This window comes from Micromonospora sp. LOL_024, assembly GCF_048060415.1.
Taxonomy (GTDB): domain Bacteria; phylum Actinomycetota; class Actinomycetes; order Mycobacteriales; family Micromonosporaceae; genus Micromonospora.
In genome coordinates, this window is record NZ_JBHMIS010000010.1 from 98,037 (window position 1) to 120,610 (window position 22,574).

Sequence of the window (22,574 nt, forward strand, 5' to 3'; positions counted from 1 at the left end):
TGTTCCGGACGGTGGTCGACGCGACGGCTGGGCGCAGGCGGCGCTGCGTGAGCCGGTCAGCGGGTCGGTGGATGCGGTGGGACAGCGGTTTCGGGCTGACCGTCCGTTCGGCCCGCTGCGGGCGGGGCGGTGTCGGCAAGCATGGCTCGGATGGGCGGCGTTGGGGAGTGGTCGATGGCGCTGACATCAGTTGCTCCTTGGGATGTGGCTGGATGAGGACCTGGTCGCAGGGGCCTTGTTGCGGTGGGTCGGATTCGGTGCCGTGCGAGGGGCGCCGTCCTCGGTTGTGGCGCGGCCGGTGTCGCGGGGAGCCGGCGACGACGGCGCGGGACTCGTGCCAGCTAGCCGTGTGGGCGGGCGGGGGTGTCAGGATCGGCGAGGGGTGCGCGGCGCTGATGTGGTGTCGCGGGTGTCGCCGCCGCGTCGCCGGTTGTCGTTCTTGGGCTGGGACAGCTGCTCGACGAGGTCGTCGATGGCGCTGGTGTCCTGCGGCTCGACCTTCTTCGCGGCCGTCTGGCGGATGGCGGTGGCCGCGCCGACGACGGGTTTCGGTGGCCGGGTCTTGAGGGTGAACGCCGGGGTTTGCCGCCCGTCGGCGAGCAGGCGGGCTGCGGCGGTGTAGGCGTCGAGGTGGGTGAGGTCGTGCTCGTCGAGTTCCGGCATGGTGTGCCGGGCCAGCACGGAGGCGTCCTCCGGCGCGCACGAGAAGTAAATCTTGTTGCGGGCGTTGGCCGACGCGGCGGCGAGGAGGTCTCTCGGGAACTGGGCGAGGTCCTGGTGGGACAGGACGAGGGACAGCCGGTACTTGCGGGCTTCGGCGAGCATCGTGTCCAGGCTGTTGGCCAGGGTGAGGAAATTCTGCGCCTCGTCGATGATCAGGGTGGCGTCGCGGCGCTGGTCGGGGGCGAGGCGGGCGCGGGCGGTGGTGGCCTGCCACACCTGCGCCAGGATCAGCGACCCGAGCAGCTTGCTGGTGTCCTCCCCGAGTTGCCCCTTGGGGATCCGCACCAGCAGCGCTCCACCGTCGAGGATCTTGCCGAGGTCGAAGCTCGACTTGGGGTATTGCATGGTGCGTTTGACGAAGTCGCGCAGCAGGAAGGACCGCAGCCGGGCCAGGACGGGGCCGATGACCTGGGAGCGCAGGGCGGGGTTGAGTTCGTCGTACCACTGCCAGAAGCCGCGCAGTCCTGCCGGGTCGTCGAGCTTGACGGTCATCGCGGAGCGGAACTGCGCCGAGTTGAGCAGCGGTGGGATGTGTTGCAGGGTGACGTTGGCGTGCCGGAGCAGGGTCAGGCACGCCACGCGCATGACGTCGTCCATGCGGGGCCCCCATGCTTTGGCGAAGATGTTGCCGAAGATCGACACGAGGTTGTCGACAACGAGGTCGGGGTCGTCGCCCTCGAGGGGGTTGATGGTGGGTGGGTTGGGCTGGTCGGGGTCGAACAGCACCACCCGGTCGGCGACGTCGGCGGGCAGCCGGTCGAGGATGTCCAGGACGAGGTCGCCGTGCGGGTCGATGACGACGGTGCCGCGGCCGGCGGTGATGTCGTCGACGGCCATGTTGACCAGCAGTGTCGTCTTGCCGCTGCCGGTCGATCCGATGACGTGTGTGTGGTAGCGGGCGTCCGGCACGGACAGCGCCACGGTGTGGCCGTCGATCTCCGCGTCGCCGAGGACCTTCTCACCTCGGCCGCCGGCCGACACCGCGATCGGCGCGGGCATGGGCTTGGCGCGAGCCCGGTCCAGGCCGGGAACCGCCACGTCGCGGGGCAGGGCGGCCAGCGCAGCCAACTCCGGGGTGCAGGTGAGGAATCCGGCGCCGAGACGCCGTTGCGCGACAACGGCGGCCGGTGATGACATGCGGGCGCGGTGGGTGAGCCGGTTGCGGCCGGAGTACACCGCGAACGTCGCGGCGATCGTGTCCGCCACCCCGCGCAGCCGCGGGCGCTGGTCGGTGTGGGCGCGGCCGGTGTCCTTGGCCACGGCGTAGCGCACGGCGGTCTCCCACAGCGGGTGTGAGGTTTTGTCGAGGATCGCGCGGACGTCGCGTTCCACCCCGGGGTCACGGCGGCCGTCACGTCCGGTCTGGCCGGTGCCGGAGGTGCGGCCGGGCAGGAACGCCTCGATGAGCCACAGCAGCGGCGCGGCCGGGTTGAGGGCCGGTAGAGCCGTCTTGCCGTCACGCAGGCGCCCGGCGGCGCGTCGGGCGCGCACCGCGCGACGCGCCGAGGCGGGGCGGGCGAGGATCTGCACGCAGGCGTGCTCGTCGGCGCGCAGGCTGGAGCCTGCGGACATCAGCGCGCGCAGCGGGTCATTGTCGTGGTCGGTGGCGAAGGGCAGCCACTCGGCGGCGATGGGCAGCAGGTGCCCGCCCACCGCCGTCGTGCCGGCCGGGATAGGCGGGCCGGGGTTGTCGTCGGTGGTGCAGGCGGCGCCCGGCCAGGCGGCCCGTACGGCGGCTTCGACGGCGCCGGGTGGGACGGTGCCGGGCACCCACACGCTGATCATCACCTGCCGTCCGGTCCATGTGTACTGCCACACCACGTGGGGGCTGCCGTAGAGCAGCCGGCGACGACGTGAGGGGGTGAGGGTGCCGGCGAGGTTGGCCCACAGCGCGGCGCTGCTGCGCGAGTCGACCTCCGGTGGCGGGGCGACGGTGACCAGGCGGGCGCCGTCGGCGTGACGGCGGTGCCGCCACGTCGCGAGGAGGTTTTGGGCGGCGATGTAGCCGATCAGCGTGGTGGCGGCGACGGCGAGCAGCCATGGCCGCGCCGCCGCCCATTCGGCGGCGTCGAGCACCCATCGGGTGAGCCCGGCGGGCGGCGGGATGCCGGGTACGCTCGGCGCCGGGCCGGGGGTGGGCGTGTTCGCGAGTGTGGTGGGCAGGTGCGTGATGGACGGGTTCACAGGTCCTCCTCGCCGTCGAGCGCGGCCAGGTCCTGCGGCCGGGTGGTCGCCAACTGGTGTTCGGTGTCGGAGGCGATCGCCTCGAAGCTCGTCCGGTTCGCGCCGGCGATGAGCAGGCCGGTGCCGACGCGGGCGGCGAGTAGCAGCCGCCGTTCGCCGGCGGTGAGGCCGAACGCGTCGCCGACGGCGTCGATGGCTTGCGGGGCCTGCTTGAGGAGCACCTGGGTGGCGGCGTTGGCGACGACGGCTTGACCGAGGTCGGTGCCCAGGACGTCGGCGACGTCCTGGGTGATCACCGCGAGCCCGGCGTGACGCTTACGCGCGGCCTTCGACATGCGGAACAGGAACTTGGCGCCTTCGCCGTCGCGCATGAGCAGCCACGCCTCGTCGACCACGACCAGCCGCCGGGTCGATGACCGGCCGGGGGCGTCGACCTGGCGCCAGATCGCGTCCAGCGCCAGGAGGGTGCCGACGGTGCGTAGCTCGTCGGGGAGTTGCCGCAGCGACCAGACGACCAGGTGCCCGTCGAGGCGGGTGGTGGAGGGGCCGTCGAACAGCTGCGAGAACGAGCCGTGTACCCAGGGTGCGAGGCGGGCGGCGAGTTGCCCGGCCGCCGGGTCGCTGTCGGCGTCCAGGCAGCCGGTGAGGTCGCTCAGCAGCGGGGCGGGCCGGTGGTGGGTGGCCGGGTCGGCGGTGATGCCGGCCTGCCGGTAGACGGCGAGGATCGCCCGGTCCAGCGCGGCGCGTTCGGCCGGCGGTGGTTGCTGGCCGAGTAGCACGGCGATGAGGGTGTGCAGGAACAGTCCGCGGCGGGTCAGCACGTCGGGTCGGCGGTCTCCGGCGGGCAGGTCGAGGGGGTTGATCTTCACGCCGGGGGCGCCGAGGCGCACCACGGTGCCGCCGACGGCGTCGGCGAGGCGCAGGTATTCGTCTTCGGGGTCGATGACGGCGACCTGCACCTGTTGGTAGAGGTTGCGCAGGATCTCCAGCTTGACGAAGTAGCTCTTGCCGGCGCCGGAGCGGGCGAGCACGACGGAGTTGTGGTTCTCCTGCGCCCAGCGGTCCCACCACACGATGCCCTGCGAGTCGGGGTTGACGCCGTAGAGCACGCCGCCTTGGGCGGGTGGGTCGCCGGGCAGTGGTGCGGGCAGGTCGGCTGAGGCGAGGGGGAACGCGGCGGCCAGTGCCTGGGTGTCCATCGTGCGGCGCATCTGCACGCTGTCGGTGGCCAGGGGCAGGGTGGTGGTCCAGCCGGCGAGGTGGCGCCAGGTGGCGGGTTGCACCTCGATGAGTGTGGACGCGGCGGCGGCCTTCACCTGTGCGCAGGCCTGCAGGAGCTCGTCTTCGGTGCGGGCGTGCACGGTCAGGTACAGCCCGACGCGGAACAGTTTCGCCTGCCCGCGGGCGAGGCGACCGGCGAGGTCGGCGGCGTCGTCGGCTGCCGCCTCCACGTACGGGTCGGGCAGCTTGCCGGACTCAGCGCCCGCGCGGCGGCTGGACTCGAAACGGGCCCGCTGGTTACGCAGCCGCGCCGCCGCGATCGGCGCGGGCAGCGGGTCGATGTGCAGGGCCAGATCGAGGCGGCCCGGCCAGGACAGCAGCGGCTCCAGCCAGGCGTGGCCGACCTCGGCGGGGTAGCCGGTGACCACGAGAGTCGCGGCGTAGCCGTCGCCGACGCGCAGCATCCGCGGGGTCACCTCCACGGAGGCGGGAGCGACGGCGCCCGCCAGCGACGAGGGCTGGCCGGCGCTGTCGGCGGCACGGGATCGGGTGCGGCTTCTCATCGCAGTCCCTTCTTCTTGCGAACGTGGATGTCCGGGCCGGTGATGACGGCGTCGGGGGCGGCCAGCCCGCCGGGGCGGGCCGGGCGGTAGGGGTCGGCGGCGGCGGCGATCGCCGCGGTGACCGCCGCGCCGTCCAGGGCGCGGGTGGTGACGCCGAGGCCGGACAGGGTCCGGGCGGTGTCGTCGGCGCGCCGCCGCGCCGCGTGCTCCCCGCGTTCGCCCGCGCTGGTGCGGGTGACGATGAGGACCTGCCGGCGCAGCGGATCCCGCCGGGTGGCGAGGTCGTTAAGGAACCGGGCGTGATCGGCTGCGGCGTCAGCCAGCGCCGGGTGCGCAAGCCCGTCCACGGCCTGCGACAGGCTGCGGGCAGCGGAGCGCAGGTCGACCGGCTGCGCCGACACGACGATCTGCGTCGGCGACGACAGGCTGTTGAGCCACCGGCCGAACGTGTCGACCAGGGCCGTCTGCTCGTCAGCGGTGCGCAGCGCCAGGTTGACGCTGGTCGCCGCGACCATCGCCGCCCGCGCGCCACCCAGCCGGATCTCCCCGCCGTCGTCAATCGCGTCGGCCGGAAGCGCCAACGGCGCGGGCACCGCCACCCTGCTCTTGGGCACCTGCACCCACTCCGGCGTCGCCGACGTCGTGTCCGTGGTCGACAACGCGCGGGGCGCGCGGGCGTGCCGGACGGCGGCGAGCAACCACACGTCCAGCGGCAGACCGTCGCGGCGGCCCACGGCGACGCCGAACACGAGGCCACCGATGACCACAGCGCCGCCGAGCAACACCGGCGCCGGCACGACGGTGTGCAGGCCCCGCCACGCGCCGTAGCAGGCGAGAGCGGCGACGGCGAGGATCGCGAGTTGCCGGAACGTCAGCCCGTAGGCGACCTTGTCCGGGGCGTCGACGTCGGCGGGCATCCGTGTCCGACCTGCCTCGCCGCGGTCGGTGTGCGCGCTCATCGGCCTACCGCCCGCAGCCCGCGGCCGAGGCCGGGAAGCGAGCGGGTGACCTGCTGCACCAGGATGACCCGCACGGCGGCGCCGATCATGTTGACCCCACCGCCGCCGCTGCCCGCGCTGACATAGCGGCGCATGAGGCTCGGCACCCGCAGGGTGGTCCACAGCATGACCATCACCACGAACAGGTTGATCACCCCGCCCGGGTCGACCGGCAGGCCGAGCACCGGCAGCAGGTTGTCGGGGTCGGTGAGCATCCACTGCCCGGCGTAGAGGGTGAAGCCCTGCACCACCGGCACCGCCAGGACACCGGCGTACGAGCGCCACCACAGGCGGGCTACCGCGTCGGTCTGCGGCAGCGCGTGGCACGCCAGGGCAAGCGGCGCGGCGGCGGTCAGGACGAGCACGACGGCGAAGCGGACGATCACGCTGAACGCGGTCCCGGCGAGCAGGACCGCGATGATCGCCACGCAGATCACAAACAGCAGCACCGCGGTCTTGTCCTGCCCCGCAGTGACGTGCGTTTCGATCGCCCGCAGCGCGCCGTCGCTGTCACCGTCGCCGGTGGTCAGCGCGGCGGTGAGGCCGTTGGCGAGGTCGATGAGCATCCCGCACCACAGCTGGGAGAAGTGCGCGGCGACGAACCCCACGATCAAGCGCGGGAGAAGGTCCTTGACCGTGTAGCGGGAGCGTTCGTCGCCGCCGGCGGTCATGGTGAGCACGCCGGCGGCGACGAAGGCGAGGACGAAGACGGTGTCCACGACGAACACCGAACGGCCGGTCAGAGCCTGCACCTGCGGCAGGCCGGTGACGTTCGGGGTGATCAGCAGCGCGCTGCTGATCACCCCGATCAGCGCGTCCAGAGTCGCCAGGATCGCCGCCACCAGCCAGTCCAGGATCTGGTCGAGCAGCCATCCCATTGATCAGCCCCCCACGATTCCCTGAACGACCTGCAGCAGGACCGGCGCGAGGATGGCCAGGCCGTAGCCGATCAGGGCGTTGCGCAGCGCCCCTTTGGCCTTGTCGACCTGCGCCGGGTCGCCGCCGGCGGTGGCCCAGTACACGCCGGCCAGGACGAGGAACAGGGTGGCCACGGCGGCGAGGATGCCGATCAGCCAGGTCTGCAGGTTGTTGATGACCACCGGCAGGGAGTTCGCCGCCAGCACGGGCACACCGGGGTCGGCGTACGCGGCGGCGGGCACCGACAGGAACAGCAGCGCCTCGCCGGTGACGGCGGCGACACGGCCGACCTGACGGGCGGTGCGGGAGTGGACGAGGGCACGAAGACGTGCCGAGATGCGGGACATTAGTCGTTCACCTCCTGCCCAGCCTGGTGAGGGCGGGGCGGTTGTCGGCGGTCGGGATGGGTGGACCGCCGCCAGAGGGGCGCGGACGCGCGGCGGCGCCGGCGAAGCACGACCGTCCCCGGGAGGAGCACGTCCTCCCTTGTCGGGTAGCGGTGTGTTCGATGAGGTGTCAGCGCACCAAACTGCGCGGCACCCGGAGACGTCCGGTGCGTCGGGGCGGCCCGACGTGGGCCGGCCCTCTGGCGGCGGGCGGGACCGTGATGCCCGCCGCGTGGCGGGCGAAGCGGTCTCACACTGGTAAACCGCCGCCTGTGTGCTCTGGCGAACGCCTGCCGTTCCCACAAAGACTCACGGCCACTCACAGCCGCTCACACACAACATGCCCATCTCGTCCGACCTGCGCTTTCTCAGGGTTTCTTCTCCGGCGGCAGGGCTTTCCCCGGTCTTGATGGTCCGGTCGCCGGCGCTTCGGCTTGGAGGCTTGTTCACCGGCGGCGCTGGCGGGCCGGGTTGGTGAGCCCTGCCGGGGTGCCGTCTGCGCAGCGCGGACAGCCGCGGCGCCCACACCGGGGATCCGGTGCGGGCGCCGCGAGAAGCGGGTGCTGGGCGGGGCTCAGGCGGCGGCAGCCACCTGGCCCGTGTCTTGCGGGGCAGGGCGGCGGTGGGCGACGCGCAGGCTGCTGCGTCGTTCAGCCTGGGCTGCGAGGGCCTCGGCGGCTTGGGGAGATGCCGTCCCGGTGAGCAGGCCCGAGGCGAGGGCTTCGGCGATGCGGGTGTCGATGCGCCCCAGGCGCATCCGCAGGGCATCGGTGCTCAGGCCCCGCAGGGCGGCGATCGGTTCGATCGCCCGCCGACCAAGCCGCACGTCGATGTAGGACTGCTCGTCGTCGGCGTCGAGGATGCCGAGCCGTACGGCACGGTTGATCAACACGTCCGGATGTCCGTAGGGAATCTGCGGGGTGCGAGGCCCGATGACGTGCTCGATGTCCTCGACCGGCGTGGCCTCCGCCGCCTGCTGGCGCAGCTTGAAGCCGGCGCGCCAGCCGGCGCGGCACAGCCCGGCGTACGGGGCGGGCCGGGCGAGGTCGACGTGATCGCGCAGCGCCGCCAGGAACCCGGAGAGAACCTCCGCCTCGATGTCGTCGGGATCGCCTTGGTAGCCGTGGCACAGCTGACGGGTGTAGCGCCGCAGCGCCGGCAGGGCCATGCCGACCGCGCCGATGACCCACTGCGGCCCGTTCAGCCGTGCACGGCGGATCACCTCCACCCACACCGCGTCCCGTGCCTCGAAGGACCGTCGATGCGCCAGCAGCCAGTCGCGCAGCGCCAGCACCGTCATCACCCCCGCCGGCAGTCCGACGTCCGGGCCGAGCTGGTCGAGGTCGAGCGACAACGGCTCGGGGTCGCAGGTCAACGCCGTGAACGCCACCTCGGCGGCGTCCAGCGGGGAACGCGGCCACTGTGTGGAAGTCGTGCTCATGATTGTCCGCTCCTTGGCGTAGGGATCGTCGCCGTGCATCGGGCGACGCTTGGGCACCGATTACGCCAGGCGTGGCTCACAACCGCTTACAGTGCAGGTCACCGCCGTTTCACCGCCATCGGAGGCGCCGCCAACTCGACACGGGTGGTGGCGCCTGCATCGCCGCCTCGGACGGTGACACTCGTTGTCACGCGAGCCGCGGACCAGGGCTGTGAGCGACCATCCAGCCCACACCGCCTAGCCCCCACCACGCCGGGTTGGTGCTTCTCACGGCGACGCGTCATGCCGCTCACAGCCGCCCACGGCGGCTCACAGCGGCTCACAGCGGCCCCGGAGTCGCCTACAGCGTCGCAGTCCTCGACGCGCGTCGTTGCCCACGTCGTCGGGCCGCGTCCGAGCCCCAGCCAGCCGACGTCGTGGAGGGACCCGCGATCCTGTCCGACGGGGACGGGTCCGTGGCCGAAGTGACATGACGACCGCGCTCTGGACGCGCCACCGAGGTCGTCTCTCCGGACACCGCTGACGTGACCGGCACCGCCCCGCCACAGTGACAATGCCAACGACCATGGTCGATGGTCGTGGACGGACTGGAAACGCTCTGTCCACCGCGGCGGCCAGTCGGTCGCAGCGGCGGTGCCGTGACCGCCGACGATGACAGCGCCCCCACGACACGCTGCCACCCTGACATCCAGCACTGTCGCTGACACTTTGTCCGCAAAGGATCGTGAGCTGGACGTTGACATCAACCACGAGCGGGCACGGCCTGTGACACCGAAGTGGTGAACGCGGGCGCCGCCACGCCGCCGACGGCCTGCGACGGCCGCGCCAGTGACACTGCGGCGCGTAGTTCGCGGCCATTCTGACGGACAAGACACGGACAGCCCCTCGGGCCATCCACCTGGGCCACGCCACCGCGCCGCGGACATCCTGTCATCGACCCCATGTCATCGCCGGTAGTCGATGGTCAGATGCGGCGCGCAGGTGGCTGCGCTGTCATGTACCGCCGCTGCCGAGTCAACGGTCTACGGCCTTCTTCGCCGTGCACGGCGGCATGGCCCGGCAGCAGCAGCGCGCAGCACGGTCGCTGCCGCGTTGTGAGCGGCCGTGAGTTCGGCAGGCGTTCGTCAGAGCACACAGGCGCGGGTTTACCAGTGTCAGCGCACTACATGCGCGGCGTGGAGCCGACACCTAATGAGCGAGCACACGCCGCAGCACCACAACGTCCCTGTCCACCCGCTCGGCCCGCCCTCGGCCGACCCGACCCTGATCGACGTGGTCGCCGGTGAACCGCCCGTGCCGGTCACCGTGTGGCGCACCGCCCACGACCCGGGCGACGCCGGCCGCAGCGTAGGCGCGCGGCTGGCCTACCGGCTCGTGGCCGCCTACACCCGCCCCGGTGAGGCCGTTGTCGACCTCACCACCGACCACACGCTCACCGACGTCTGCGCGGCCGGGCAGCGACGCCACCACCCGGGCTGGTTCACCGAGGTGTCCAGCCTGATCATCGGACCGGTCACCCCGCCCACCCGCCGCGAACCGGCCGCTGTCACCGACGACGGCGATGCGGTGCCCGACATTGCCGCATGGTTCGGTGACGACCTCACCGACGCCCCGACCGCCGACCCCGTCGAGCCGGGGCGGACGTCCGTGGCGGGGGCGACGAGCCTGGTCGTGGCGAGCTGGCCGCTGGACCGCGACGACGCGGTCAACCGGGTCCGCCTGGCATGGCTACTGACCGTCTGTGCGCGGCTGCTGCGCCCCGGCGGCTGCCTCGTCCTCGTCGTCACCGGCCCCACCACGGCGCCCGGCCCGGAGGACTTCAGCCCCGTCGCCACCGCCGCCGCGCAGGCCGGGCTGGGCTACCTGCAGCACATCGTCGCCGTCACCGCCGACACCGACGGCGAGCAGTTCGCCTACTACGCCACCGACGAGGAACTGCTCACCCTCACCCACCCGCGGTGGGTGGCGCACCTGCGGGTCCATGCGGACCTGCTCGTGTTCTCCCCCGTACCCGGCGCGCGGCGCCACCACGGGGGTGAGCACCGTGACTGACCACCCCACCCCCCACCCGGAACAGCCGGACCGCGACGCCGCACCTCGAGACCGGCAGGGTCACCTGGCACCGCCGGAAGGGCTGTCGGTGTGGGCGACCGCGCAGCGCACCGGGCCCGTGCAGCGACGAGGCCGGTACGTGCCCGAATCGGTCAAGCACCCCGCGCGGATGCTCCCGGCGATCGCCGCCCACGCCGTGCACGCCTACACCGGCCCGGGGGACCTCGTCCTCGATCCGATGTGCGGGATCGGCACCACCCTCGTCGAGGCGATTCACGCCGGCCGCGACGCCATCGGCGTGGAGTACGAGGCGCGCTGGTCCAACATCGCCGACGCCAACATCACCCACGCCCACCATCACGGCGCCGCCGGCCGCGCGTCGGTGGTCCGCGGCGACGCCACCCGCCTGTCCGCGCTCCTGCCTACCGCACTCACCGGGCAGGTCGCTTTGGTGGTCACCTCGCCGCCGTACGGGCCGACCGTGCACGGCCTGGTCCGCCCCGGCGAGCACGGGGTGGCAAAGTTCGACAACGCCTACAACGACGGCGCCGACCGCGGCAACCTCGCCTACCGCGACCTGACCGGCCTCGCCGACGGGTTCGAGCAGATCCTGCGCGGCTGCGCGGGTCTGCTGCGACCCGGCGGCACGGTCGTGGTCACCGCCCGGCCGTGGCGCAAGCACGGGCAACTGGTCGACCTGCCCAGCGCCGTGATCGCCGCCGGGGTCCGCGCCGGCCTGATGCCCACCGAACGGTGCGTCGCGCTACTCGCGGCGGTCCGCGACGGGCAACTCGTCGCCCGCCCGTCGTTCTTCCAACTCCAGGCCGTGCGTAAGGCCCGCGCCGGCGGCACCCCGCTGCACCTGATCACGCACGAGGACGTGCTGATCTTCCGTCAGCCGCCGGCGGTGGACCACTTGGGTTCAGAAATCCTGAGTTCCGGCGACGGCGGGGTGATCGCGTGAGCGCACCCACCCACCGCTACCTGAGCCTCGGCGCCGGAGTGCAGAGCTCCACCCTGCTGCTGCTCGCTGCCCGCGGACAGATCCCCACCTTCGACGCGGCGATCTTCGCCGACACCGGCTGGGAACCCGCTCCCGTCTATGCCCACCTGCGCCGGCTAGAGCAGCTCGCCGCCGAGGCGGGGATCCCCGTGGTGCGGGTCGCGGCGGGCGACATCCGCCGCGACGCCCTCGACCCCACCCACCGGTTTGCCTCAATGCCCCTGTTCACCCTCGGCCCCCATGGCAAGAGAGGAATGGCCCGGCGCCAATGCACGGGCGAGTACAAGATCAAACCCATCAAGGCTGAGGTGCGGCGCCGCCTCGGCTACCCGCACCCCGCTCGGGTTCCCGCCGGCCTGGTGGCGCAGATGGCGATCGGGATCAGCCTCGACGAGATCGGCCGGGCCCGCGACGCCGACGTGGGCTACATGCGCAACGTCTTCCCGCTGCTCGACCTGGGCTGGCGGCGGACCGACTGCCTGCGCTTCCTGGCCCAGCACGGTCTGGCCGACACCCCGCGCTCGTCCTGTGTGGGGTGCCCGTTCCACGACGACGGTTTCTGGCTCGCGCTTCGCGAGAACAGTCCGACCGAGTGGGCGGACGCCGTCGCGTTCGACCATGCGATCCGTAACGGCTCCGCGCGGGCCAACGCGGCCGGGCGTCCGCTGCGCGGGCAGTTCTTCCTGCACCGGCAGCGGGTGCCGCTCGACGAGGTGGTGCTGCGCCCACGTCCTCAGGCGGCGGACACGCCGGGGTGCGGGCCGTGGACGTGCCCGCACGACGTCCCGAATTCGGCTCCGGCCGAGGCGGGACAGCGGGAGGTGGCGTGAGCGGTGCGCCTACCACCGGACCGCGGGTCGGATCGGTCTGCTCGGGCTACGGAGGCCTCGACCTGGCCGTGGAGCTGGTGCTCGGCGGCCATCTCGCCTGGTACGCCGAGACCGACCGGCACGCCGCCACCGTCCTGCGCCACCACTGGCCCGACGTGGCGAACCTCGGCGACATCCGCACCGTCGACTGGACCAGAGTCGCACCGGTCGACATCGTCACCGCCGGCTTCCCCTGTCAGGACATCAGCAACGCCGGCAAGAGGGCCGGCATCACCGGCGAACACTCCAGCCTCTGGACACACGTCGCCGCAGCCGTTCGCGTTCTTCGACCGCGCCTGCTGTTCGTGGAGAACGTCGCCGCACTCCTGCGGCGCGGCTTCGACGTCGTCCACCGTGACCTGGCCGAGATCGGGTACGACACGAGCTGGCTATGCCTTCGCGCATCCGACATCGGCGCCGCCCACCGACGCGACCGGCTGTTCCTGCTGGCCACCCCCACCGAACGAGGGGGTGCGGACGTTGCCGACTCCCTGCGCCCGTGACGGCAAAGGCCCCGGCCACCAGCACGGCTTACCCGACGTCGTCGAACCGGGCGGTACCCGCCACCACCTGCTCCCCACACCCACCGCACAGCCCTACGGGTCGAACCGGTCCCCGTCGGCGGGCGCGGCGCGCCGGCCGAGCCTGGCCGGCGTCGCCGGGCAACTCCTGCCCACCCCGACCGCCGGCGGCGGCACCGGCTACATGAGCGGCACCCACCGCGACACCTGGAGACCAACCCTCGAATCCGCCGTCCACGGCTACCGGCCCCACCACGGCGGGAAACCCCCGAAACCCCAGGCCCCACCGCCGCCGGCAGCGGCCAGCGGTCACTCGGCTACGGGCGTGCCCGGCCCCCTGCTGCCGACCCCGCGCGCCAGCGACACCGGCACCGCGGGGCGGCGGGCCGGCGCCGGGTTCCGCCCGCCGCTGTCGCAGGTGCTGCTGCCCACCCCGAAAGCCACCGACGGCACGAAAGGTTGCCCAGGACAGCGCGGCTCACACGGGGATCTGACCCTGCCATCGGCGGCGGTGCGGGTACCCGGGCGTACCCTGCCGACCCCACGCGCGTCCGACGCGCGTGGTCCCGGACGGCACGGCGACGGTGGCGCCGACCTGCGCACCACCGTCGCCGACCTCACCGGTGACCTGGGGCGCCTCGACGAGCGGCGGTGGGGCGTCTACGCCGCCGCCGTCGCCCGCTGGGAACTGCTCATCGGCCGGCCCGCACCGACGCCCACACAGGTCGGCACGCACGGCAAGCCGGTCCTCGCGCCACCGTTCGTCGAGTGGCTCATGGGCCTGAACACCGGTCACGTCACCGAGCCCACGCTCGGGTTACCGCGCACCGCCGCGCTGCGGGTACTCGGCAACGGCGTCCTCCCACAACAAGCCGCTGCCGCGCTGCGGCTGCTGCTGTGCCCGCACCGGTGGCAGGTGCGCGCATGAGCGACACGATGCCCGCCGGCCGACTGTCCGGCTACGAGTACCACCGGGCCGGCCCCGTCACCCTGTATCTCGGCGACGCCGCACGGGTCATGTCAGCAATGCCGGACGTCAGTGTCGACTGCATTGTCACCAGCCCACCGTTCTGGGGTCTGCGCGACTACGGCACCGGCGCCTGGGCTGGCGGTGATCCCGCCTGTCCGCACCGGACCGGGCGCGTTCGCCGCGTCAACGGCATCACCTGCCCCGCCTGCCGGGCCCGATGGATCGACCCGCAGTACGGGCTGGAAGCGACCCTGGACGACTACCTCGACCACCTCGTCGCGGTCTTCGACCAGGCCAGACGGATCCTCACACCAGCGGGCACCTGCTGGGTGAACCTCGGCGACTGCTACAGCAGCGCCTCCGGTGGGGCGCCCATGGCCGGCCGCCCACAGCCGGGAGGGCTCCGACCACCACGCCCGCGGGCGCAAGACGCCCTCCCACCGAAGAACCTCGTCGGGGTGCCCTGGCGGGTCGCGTTCACCCTGCAATCACGCCAATGGTGGCTACGCAACGCGGTCATCTGGTCCAAACCCAACCCGATGCCAGAGTCCGTACGCGACCGCCTATCCACCACCTACGAACTGCTGTTTCTCCTCACCAAATCCCACTCCTACTACTTCGACCTGGACCCGATCCGGGTACCGCTTTCCCGACCGGAAGCCGCCGACGGCACCCGCGTCTTCGGCGGCGCGCGTAAAGGCCACAGCGGCGGAGTCAACGCCACCGCCCGCCGCCGGGGCAACACCACCTACGGCGCCGGCAAGTACCGCGCCGGCGACGTCGGCGTCGAGCCACGAGCCGGACGAGGCAACCTCGTCCCGCTCGGTCACGCCCACACCGCGACCCACCCGAGCGGGCGCAATCCCGGAGACGTGTGGCGGATGGCGACACGCCCCTACCGCGGATCACACGTAGCGCCGTTTCCCGTCGACCTGCCGCTACGGGCCATCGCGGCCGGCTGCCCGCCACAGGGACTGGTCCTGGACCCGTTCTCCGGCGCCGGCACCACCGGAGTCGCCGCGCTCCAGCTCGGCCGCCGCTACATGGGTGTCGACATCAACGCCTCGTTCCACGACCAAGCGCTGAAACGGCTCCATGCCCACCTGCCTGACACGTCGGGCGAGGAGAGCGGATGAGCCTACGGACCGTGCCCGTCACCTTCGCGCAGTCGTGCGCGTTCGTGCACGACTGGCACCGGCATCACCGACCGCCGCGCGGCCACAAATTCAGCATCGGAGCCGCTGACCAGGACAACGTCCTAGTCGGCGTCGCCGTCGTCGGCCGTCCCGTCGCGCGGCTGCTTGACGACGGCCTGACCCTGGAGGTCACCCGGGTAGCCACCAACGGGCATCGCAATGCCTGCTCCCTGCTGTACGCGGCGGCGTGGCAGGCCGCGAAGGCCCTCGGCTACCGCCGACTGGTGACCTACACCCAGAAAGTTCTCGGGTTCGCGATTTCTGAAGTGCCTAGAGCCGTGAACTGGAGCGGTGTCGGCAGTCGCCGAGCCTACATCGGGCCTCCAGTTTGCGAACTCGTGACATGCCCCAGCGTGCCGGTGCTGAAGGCGGTCGCCGCCGTGGCCGGTGGCTGAGCTTCGTGTTTCCCTGAAGGTGGGTGGATCCTCGCGTTCGGGGCGCTTGGCTGGCGGCTTGGCCGCCATGAGGTCGAGTCGATCTTCGTCCGCTGACCGCGCAGGGCGGCACCTATCCGCTGGACCTGACCTACTCCGACTTCGGCACACCCTTGGTCGAGCAGGCACCACCAGCCGAGCAGATCGCCGGCACCAGGTAATCGATCACGAGGGCCACCCGACGCACCAGCCCCTTGGTCCGCCATGAGGAGGCAGTATCGCCCCACCGAGCTTGGCTGTCGCCACCACCCCAGTGGTGTCGTGCCTACCCAGCGTCGCTGGGGTGCATAAAGTGAGTGTTTCGGGCGGTCGGGGAGGTACGACGGTGGGGATCACAAGCGAGTCCGAGGTTCATGATCAGACCGAAGCGGTCCTCTGGGCTGCGCCAGCCGGACCGCTGCCCAAGCCGCCGGTCGGGACCAACCTCCAGGTGCTGCCTCTCAGCCAGTTGACCTGGCCTGACGCCGAGAAGCTCTTCCTGCGTCTTCTGCAGACTGTTCGGCCGGTCACTTACGCGAAGTTGTTCGGCACGCCCGGCCAGGGGCAGGAGGGCATCGACGCGTACGCCCGTCTGCCCCTGGATCTGACAGCTGCCGACGCCGCCGGCCGGGACTACATCACGCTTCAGTCGCGTCGGGTGCAGGCGTTGACCGCTGCCAAGATCAAGAAGGCGGTGGACGACTTCCTGAAGGGCGACTGGTCGGACAAGACCCGCACCTTTTACTACGCGACGTCCTACGACTTGCAAGACACCAAGCTCGACGAGGAGCTCCGGACGCAAGGCGATCGTCTGGCCGCGCTCGGGATGACTTTTATCCCTTGGGGCGTACAAGAGGTATCCACGTTGCTGAAGGACCATCCGCGGATCGTTGACGACTTCTTCGGCCGGAGCTGGGTCGAGGCCTTCTGCGGCCCTGAAGCAGCCCAGACGTTGGCGAATAACCTGCCCGCTCTGGAGAGCAGGGAGCTGCGCATGCGGTTGCGGCAGCTCTATCAGGCGGTGTTCTCCGCCCAAGGCGGCGTACAGCAGACGGAGGAGCCTGCCTTCGAGCAGCAGTTCGTAATTGTGAATGTTGACCCTCGGCCCCAACAGCAAGGCGTCGTGGACGTTGAGCAGCCGAGCACCGAAAGCTCGATCAGATCGGAGCATCCGGAGGACGGTTTCACTTACGTCGCCTCGCGGCTGGGCGCTCGCCGCCAGTCGTTTAGATCCGCCCAGCAGCTCATCGCCGCCGCCACGGCGGACGGGCCGAGTGCCCAAGGTGCCGTGTCGGCCGACGAATGGCTGGCCGCAGGCAAGTACCGGCTCGTCATCGGCGGCCCCGGCGTGGGCAAATCGAGCCTGCTGCGGTTCGCGGCGGCCGACCTACTCGCCGAACGGCCGCAGTCGATCGCACTGCAGCGCGAGTACGGCGGTGACCTTCCCGTTTGGCTTCCCTTCGGGTTCCTGTGCCGGCACCTCGACGCCTCGACGGAGAATTCGCTGGTTTCCGCCGTCGAAGCCTGGCTGTTGTCGCAAAGCGCCGCCGATCTCTGGCCGCTGGCCCAGCGGGCGCTGCGCGACGACCGGCTGATGCTGTTCGTCGACGGCATCGACGAGTGGAGCGACATCAGCTCAGCCGAACTCGCCCTTGGCGTCCTCGAGGCGTTCCTGGGCCGCTCGAACGCCGCCGCGGTCCTCTCCACCCGCCCTTACGCCGTCGACCGGCTCAACTGGCAGCGCCCGTGGGCACACGCCCAGATCACGCCGCTCACCGACGGGCAACGCCGCAGCATCGCTGCGGGGATCCTGCAGCCAGGCACGGCTGCGGGGGTTGACCCTGGACCACGGCTGCACTGGGGCGCCGGCGTGGACGCCTTTCTAGCCCAGCTCGAGATTTCCGCCGACCTCGCTCAGCTGTCACGGTCGCCGCTGTTCCTCACGCTCCTCGCGACGACCTGGCAGGGCGAGCCGTTACCCCGCCAACGATTCAAGATCTACACCCGTCTCGTCGAGCTGCTGATCGAGAAGCATCCACAGATGCGGCAGCGGGCCTCGCACGCTCGCGGCGGCCCGCTCCCCGCCGCTGACGCCAGCACGCTGTTCGCTGCGGTCGCCTATCGGCTGCGCCTCAAGGACGCAGCCGGCGTCGCCACCAAGCAAGACATGCGGAAGATCATCGTCGAGTCGATGACCGACGACGAAGTCCTCGGATACCAGCAGCCCGAAGCCCGGCGCCTGGCCGACGCGGTCCTTGCGATGGCCGAAGACGAGTTCGGTCTGATCGTCTCGCACGGCGCCGGCTCCTACGGATTCCTGCATCGCGTCGTGCTCGACCACCTGGCCGGCCAGCACCTGGCGATGCTGGCGCCCGACGAACAGCTCGGCGCCGTCCGGCGGTTCGTTCACGATCCTGCCTGGCGCGACGTGTTACTCGCCCTGCTCAGCGCCCAGGTCAGCCCGCACACCACCGAACTCCTGCTCGCGGCGGCCCTGAACGCGGGCGATTACGTCTGGGCAGACCTCGATGGATACGAGCTGCTGGCCGACGCGCTGGCCGCCGGCGTCCGACTCACCCCCCGCGTTCAAGTCCTCCACACCATGGACCTGGTGGATCGGGTGGAGAATCACCCGTACGCCCGGCACCGAGCCAACCTGATTACCGCGCTGGTCGCAACACTCGCGAGCCCCGCCGCCAGCAGCCAGCTGTTGCCCATCATGAAGCGGTGGCTCACCGCGCCGCGTCCCGAGCCATCCGCGACCATGTGGGCGCTACGCGAACTGCCCATCGCCGACGAAGAAGCCGCCAAGCATCTCCTCTGGGGCTTAAGGCATCCCCGCGACGAGGTGAAGGCCAACGCGGCCGGTGCCCTCGCCCGGCGACTTGGCGGACAGCCGCACCTTGTCGCGCCTCTGGTAGCACTTACTGAGACCGGGCCCAGCTCGGCCACCCAGGCCGCCGCGATATTCGCGCTGGGTGAGGGATGGCCGGATGCGCCGGACACCAAGCGCCTGATCGAGTGGGGCCGCCACCAACCGTCCACTGCGCTGCGGCTGGTGGCGCTGAACTCGGTATTCAAGGCCGCTGAACCACGTGCCAGCTCCGCGTTCCGGACGGAGGAGCGTGCCTGGCTGCTCTCTATGCTGTACCACGAGGACTACCGTTCAGGGCCTTGGCCAGCCGCGGATCTGGTCGCCGCATGCGCCGCTGCGAACACCGAGGCCGCCGACTTCGCGCTAGAAACCCTCAAGTTTAATGGGCAGACGACCGGGGGTGATCGTGGCCTGGCGTGGCATCTGGCCTGCACGGCCTTCGCTGATGATGCCCGTTTCAAAGACTGGGTCGCCGAGCAACTGGCCAGCAAGGACGAGCACAGCCTCATCCTCTACAACCTCGGCGCGATCCCCCAGCAGTGGCGTGACGACCCGGTTTTCGCCCAAGCCCTTCGTCCGCGCATCCAAGACGACCTGGCGAAACTTGCCTCCTCCGGCGGCGCTGGCCTGGCCACCACGCTTCCGCCCGACCAGGCCATAACGGTGCTGCTGCGCGGCCTGGACGCCTGGCGCCCGTACGGGGCGGCCCGTGTCCTGGCCGACAAGTACGGCGACGACGAGACCGTCCGCGAGGCGCTGACCGGTCGGCTGCGCGGCCCCTACCAGCAGGCGGCGCCCCTGGCCGGCGTAGCCCTTGATGTGCTCGGCCCCGAAGAAGGATTCGCTGTCCTCGTCTCGCTGCTGCGCCAGTCGGCCGAGGAGGGACGCAGCGAGGAACGCGTCGTGGTCGCCGAAGCGGTCGCCGAGGCATGGATCCTTCTGACGGCGGCCGCGGACGAGCCGGGCGCCGGAGCAGCACCGTCTGTTCTCGCCGAATACGACCCGGCCGAACTGGCCGCCTTGTGCACAGCTGGCGAAGCCCACTCGCTGACCTGGCATGTTGACGCTGTCATCAACGCGTGGCCGTCCCAGCCCGCCGTACAGGACTTTGCCGAACAGCTCATCGACGACGTCCGAACGCTCACCTCCGGCCTCCCGGACACCATCCCGGTCGCCATCCTCCGCAGCTACTGCACCCGAGACGACGCACGTTCACGAGAACTCTGCGCCAAAGTGTGGGCCCAGCTCGGAAACCTGGAACCGGAACTGCGCGAAGTGCTGACGTTCGAGCTGAACCGCAGCGCGCTCACCCTTGACCAGCTGGTCGAGGTGCTATCCGAGTGGGAGAAGGAGCCCGACTCCGAAGTCCGCCGCATCGCCTTCATCGGGCTGGTGCAAGCGATAAAGCGCCACCAAAAGGCCCACAACCAGACGGCCGGCTCCGAAGTGATCACCGGCCACATGCAGTGGCTGGTAGAGAAGATTAAAGCCAACCTCTGCGCCTACGGCCCCGACCTCGAAGACCTGCGGCAGCTGGCATGGATCGGCATGCTGATGCTCGGCGACATCACAGTCATCGACGGCATCACCGAGTGGATCGGCAAATCCCGCCCTGTCGCCGTCAAGCTCACCAAACTACCCGAAGGCGCCGTCGACCAAATCCTGATCGACCTCATCGCCGAGCATTGGGACCGTCTACGCGAACACTTCGGCGATGACCTGTACCAGCGCCTTGACCGAACCGCCAGCGACCGGGCCAAAAGCGTCGACGACCACAGGCACGACGTCATGGCGGCCTTGGCGACGACGGCTGCCCGGTTCCCGGCCATCGCCGAGATGCTGCGCCACGAAGCCGACACCGATCCGAAACTTCGTGAAGACCCGAACTTCCTGCTCTGGGCCAAGCAGGAGAATCGCGGCGACGAAACCGTTCTGCGCGCCCTGGCCGGCAAGCTCGGTGCCACCAGGCAGAGCTGGGCGAGCCAGGTGCTTGAAGCGGTGCTCGACAGAGAAAGCTGGGCCGTGCCCGACGACACCTTCAAAGCGGTGCTCACCGACGACGCGCACACCAGCCCATCCGGCCATCGGTGGTACAACGGGGCCAAGCTCGCCGCCTACGTGGAACTCTTCCCCAACGACGCCGTATCCGTCACCGCATTCCGAAACCTGGAAGCCTGGTTCCGTGACGACGAGGCCCGCCGCGCGCCTCGAGAATGGGACGATACGTTGGCGTTGGCGCTCGCGCTCGCTCCCTCGCAGGACCTTCCTGTGATCTTCCTCCGTGTTCATGAACGCTTCCGCCACTCCAGGCTGACGCATCTCCTCCCCACCCTGCTCAACCCCCTGATGCGGCGCCTACGCCGGGACGCAATCGCGCTCGACGCCTTCAAGAACGCCGTCCGCGAACCGATGGGTATCGCGCAGCAAACTCCTCTGTTCAAGATCGAGGCGGATCCCATCGCCCAGCAATGGCCAGATATGGTGCCGGCGCAACGGGCCTATCTCTTCGCCCTGGCCCTACGGCAAGCAGGAGCGCTGCCGCACCACGAAGCCGCTGCCGTGGTGCAAACTCTGACGTCCGTCTCGCCGGACATCGTCGTGGACAACCCATTCACCGAATGGGAAGGACCGCTGCGTCTGGCGGTCCTAGATCTTCTGCACGGCTAGGTAAGTGCGGTGAGGTCGGGGTGTTCGACGGTGGCGGCGTAGCGGTTGCCAGCGGCGATGCTGAGGCCGAACAGGTCGGCCAGTCGGCGGACGTCTCCGTTGGTGGCCTGGGCTTCGTCGAGGATGCGGTCTTGTCGGATGTCGGTGGCGGACAACCGGGGTCCGGTGGCCTGCCAGACCCAGGTGCGGCTGACGGGAGCGTCGGTGTTGGCGGTCCGGGTGGTCACGAACAGGTAGGCGTTGTTGGTGCGTGGCCACCGGCTTCGGCGGTAGTCGAGCCAGGCGGCCAGCGCCTGCTGGACGGGCTCGGCCAGGGGTATCGCCCGGTCGTCGACGTGCAGCACTCGGTCGCGGACGTCGATGAGCCGCAGTAGCTGCACCTGGCTGGTGCGCAGGCCGTGGAAAGCGATGAGCGCGGCGACCGCGGCGTGCGCGGGGTTGTTCGAGGTCAGGGCCTGCCGGAGCGCGGGGAGGTCGACCGGGAGCGGCTGCCGAGTCTCGTGTCGGCCGGTGGCGATCCGGGTGGTCGGGTCGGTGAAGACCATCTTCCGGGCCTTTAGCAGCCGAAAGATCGACTTGAGCCCCTGCCCGACCTGCGCCCGCGGGTTGCCCGATGGCGGCAGCGCACGGACCACGTCGTCGCGGGTGATCTCGCGCAGGCTGTAGTGCCCCGCCGCCGCCCACCGCAGCAGCGTGGGCAGTGCCCAGCGCAGGTGCAGCTGGATGGTGGTCTCGCTGCGTGGCCGTCGCCGCGGCGGGGTGAGGCTCCCGTGCTTCATGACCTCGAACCACAGGGTCAGCTCTGCGGCCATCGTGTCCGGGAGACGGCTGATCTGAGCTGCCGCCCATGCGTCGAGGGCGCGCACGCGGTCATCGGCCAGCATGCCGGCGTCGGCGAGGACTCTGGTCACCGCGTCGACGGGCAGTCTGATCGTGCTGAGCAGTGTCACGTCGCTGGCCCGGACCGGATCGTCGCGGTGGTCCCTAAGCCCGATCACGATGCGCAGGCCGATGCATACCTCTCGCCGCAGCCGGTCGGCCCAGCCGAGTCGCGCCGCGATCACCGCGGCATGTTCGTCGAGTTCAGCAGCCTGCTGCGGGTCGGCGCGGTGTTGCAGGTCGCGGCCGGTCAGGATTCTCGGCATGGCCGGCAACAGGGCGAGCTGTTGCCAGGCGGGCCAGACGAGGGCGTCGTCGGGCAGCCCGGCCCGATGCTGTGGCGCGTCGCTCGGGGTGCCGGTCGTGTTGCGGTGGAACATGTTGGCCAGGAACAACTGCTGTTCGTACCGGTTGGCCTCCGCGAAGTCTAGGTCGCCGTTGGGCTTGCGGTGCAGCACCGCTTGCCGGTAACAGAGCCGGCATACCCCGGTCCCTGTAGGCGCCAGGTGCACCACGCGTGCGCAGCAGACGCAGGCACCGATACCCGCGCTGGCGCGGCGCCACTGCTGACAGCCGAAGCAAAGCCAGCTCTGGTTGCGGACGGTGCCCCACGCGTAGCAATCCCGGCAGGCGTCGACCTCGGGTGGCGCGTAGCGATGGCAACGCCGGCACAGGCCAGACGTGAAGTAGCCGGT

15 protein-coding genes are annotated in these 22,574 nt (G+C 70.9%); 8 read left to right on the top strand and 7 right to left on the bottom strand.

Annotated elements, in window-relative coordinates; translation table 11 throughout:
- Positions 1 to 366 precede the first annotated feature (366 nt).
- The 6 genes from ACFHWY_RS13830 to ACFHWY_RS13855 form a co-directional block, all read right to left on the bottom strand.
- Entirely contained in the window at positions 367 to 2,907 is a 2,541-nt protein-coding gene (locus ACFHWY_RS13830) for a type IV secretory system conjugative DNA transfer family protein (protein WP_416580584.1), read from the bottom strand.
- A complete protein-coding gene (locus ACFHWY_RS13835) occupies positions 2,904 to 4,691 on the bottom strand; it encodes a VirB4 family type IV secretion system protein (protein ID WP_416580585.1) in 1,788 nt (595 codons plus the stop codon). The genes ACFHWY_RS13830 and ACFHWY_RS13835 overlap by 4 nt, the downstream gene beginning before the upstream one ends.
- Positions 4,688 to 5,650, bottom strand: coding sequence for a PrgI family protein (locus tag ACFHWY_RS13840; protein WP_416580586.1), 963 nt, complete (start codon positions 5,648 to 5,650; stop codon positions 4,688 to 4,690). The genes ACFHWY_RS13835 and ACFHWY_RS13840 overlap by 4 nt, the downstream gene beginning before the upstream one ends.
- Positions 5,647 to 6,567 (bottom strand): hypothetical protein, encoded by a 921-nt coding sequence (locus tag ACFHWY_RS13845; protein WP_416580587.1) that lies wholly within the window; start codon positions 6,565 to 6,567, stop codon positions 5,647 to 5,649. The genes ACFHWY_RS13840 and ACFHWY_RS13845 overlap by 4 nt, the downstream gene beginning before the upstream one ends.
- A 3-nt stretch (positions 6,568 to 6,570) precedes the next feature.
- Positions 6,571 to 6,954, bottom strand: a complete 384-nt coding sequence (locus ACFHWY_RS13850) for a pilin (RefSeq protein ID WP_416580588.1) — start codon at positions 6,952 to 6,954, stop codon at positions 6,571 to 6,573.
- A 613-nt stretch (positions 6,955 to 7,567) separates the two neighbouring features.
- A complete protein-coding gene (locus ACFHWY_RS13855) occupies positions 7,568 to 8,434 on the bottom strand; it encodes a hypothetical protein (RefSeq protein ID WP_416580589.1) in 867 nt (288 codons plus the stop codon).
- A 1,191-nt stretch (positions 8,435 to 9,625) separates the two neighbouring features.
- Here ACFHWY_RS13855 and ACFHWY_RS13860 point away from each other — a divergent pair.
- The 8 genes from ACFHWY_RS13860 to ACFHWY_RS13895 all read left to right on the top strand — a co-directional run bounded on the left by ACFHWY_RS13860 (position 9,626) and on the right by ACFHWY_RS13895 (position 21,000).
- Positions 9,626 to 10,486: a hypothetical protein gene (locus ACFHWY_RS13860; RefSeq protein WP_416580590.1), complete on the top strand. Its 861-nt coding sequence runs from the start codon at positions 9,626 to 9,628 to the stop codon at positions 10,484 to 10,486.
- Positions 10,479 to 11,450, top strand: a complete 972-nt coding sequence (locus ACFHWY_RS13865) for a TRM11 family SAM-dependent methyltransferase (protein WP_416580591.1) — start codon at positions 10,479 to 10,481, stop codon at positions 11,448 to 11,450. The genes ACFHWY_RS13860 and ACFHWY_RS13865 overlap by 8 nt, the downstream gene beginning before the upstream one ends.
- Positions 11,447 to 12,319, top strand: coding sequence for a hypothetical protein (locus ACFHWY_RS13870; protein WP_416580592.1), 873 nt, complete (start codon positions 11,447 to 11,449; stop codon positions 12,317 to 12,319). The genes ACFHWY_RS13865 and ACFHWY_RS13870 overlap by 4 nt, the downstream gene beginning before the upstream one ends.
- Positions 12,316 to 12,861 carry a DNA cytosine methyltransferase gene (locus tag ACFHWY_RS13875; protein WP_416580593.1) on the top strand — a complete coding sequence of 182 codons (546 nt, stop codon included), beginning with the start codon at positions 12,316 to 12,318 and terminating at the stop codon, positions 12,859 to 12,861. Before ACFHWY_RS13870 ends, ACFHWY_RS13875 begins: the two co-directional genes overlap by 4 nt.
- Complete coding sequence (locus tag ACFHWY_RS13880) at positions 12,830 to 13,807, top strand: hypothetical protein (protein ID WP_416580594.1); 978 nt, start codon at positions 12,830 to 12,832, stop codon at positions 13,805 to 13,807. The genes ACFHWY_RS13875 and ACFHWY_RS13880 overlap by 32 nt, the downstream gene beginning before the upstream one ends.
- The gene (locus ACFHWY_RS13885; RefSeq protein ID WP_416580595.1) at positions 13,804 to 14,985 is read left to right on the top strand and encodes a DNA-methyltransferase; all 1,182 of its coding nucleotides are present in this window, start codon (positions 13,804 to 13,806) and stop codon (positions 14,983 to 14,985) included. The genes ACFHWY_RS13880 and ACFHWY_RS13885 overlap by 4 nt, the downstream gene beginning before the upstream one ends.
- Positions 14,986 to 14,996: 11 nt before the next feature.
- Positions 14,997 to 15,440 carry an XF1762 family protein gene (locus ACFHWY_RS13890; protein WP_416580596.1) on the top strand — a complete coding sequence of 148 codons (444 nt, stop codon included), beginning with the start codon at positions 14,997 to 14,999 and terminating at the stop codon, positions 15,438 to 15,440.
- Between the two features lie 364 nt (positions 15,441 to 15,804).
- Complete coding sequence (locus ACFHWY_RS13895; RefSeq protein WP_416580597.1) at positions 15,805 to 21,000, top strand: NACHT domain-containing protein; 5,196 nt, start codon at positions 15,805 to 15,807, stop codon at positions 20,998 to 21,000.
- Here ACFHWY_RS13895 and ACFHWY_RS13900 read toward each other — a convergent pair.
- Complete coding sequence (locus ACFHWY_RS13900) at positions 20,997 to 22,337, bottom strand: hypothetical protein (RefSeq protein WP_416580598.1); 1,341 nt, start codon at positions 22,335 to 22,337, stop codon at positions 20,997 to 20,999. The two genes, ACFHWY_RS13895 and ACFHWY_RS13900, sit on opposite strands and share 4 nt — an antisense overlap.
- Positions 22,338 to 22,574 lie beyond the last annotated feature (237 nt).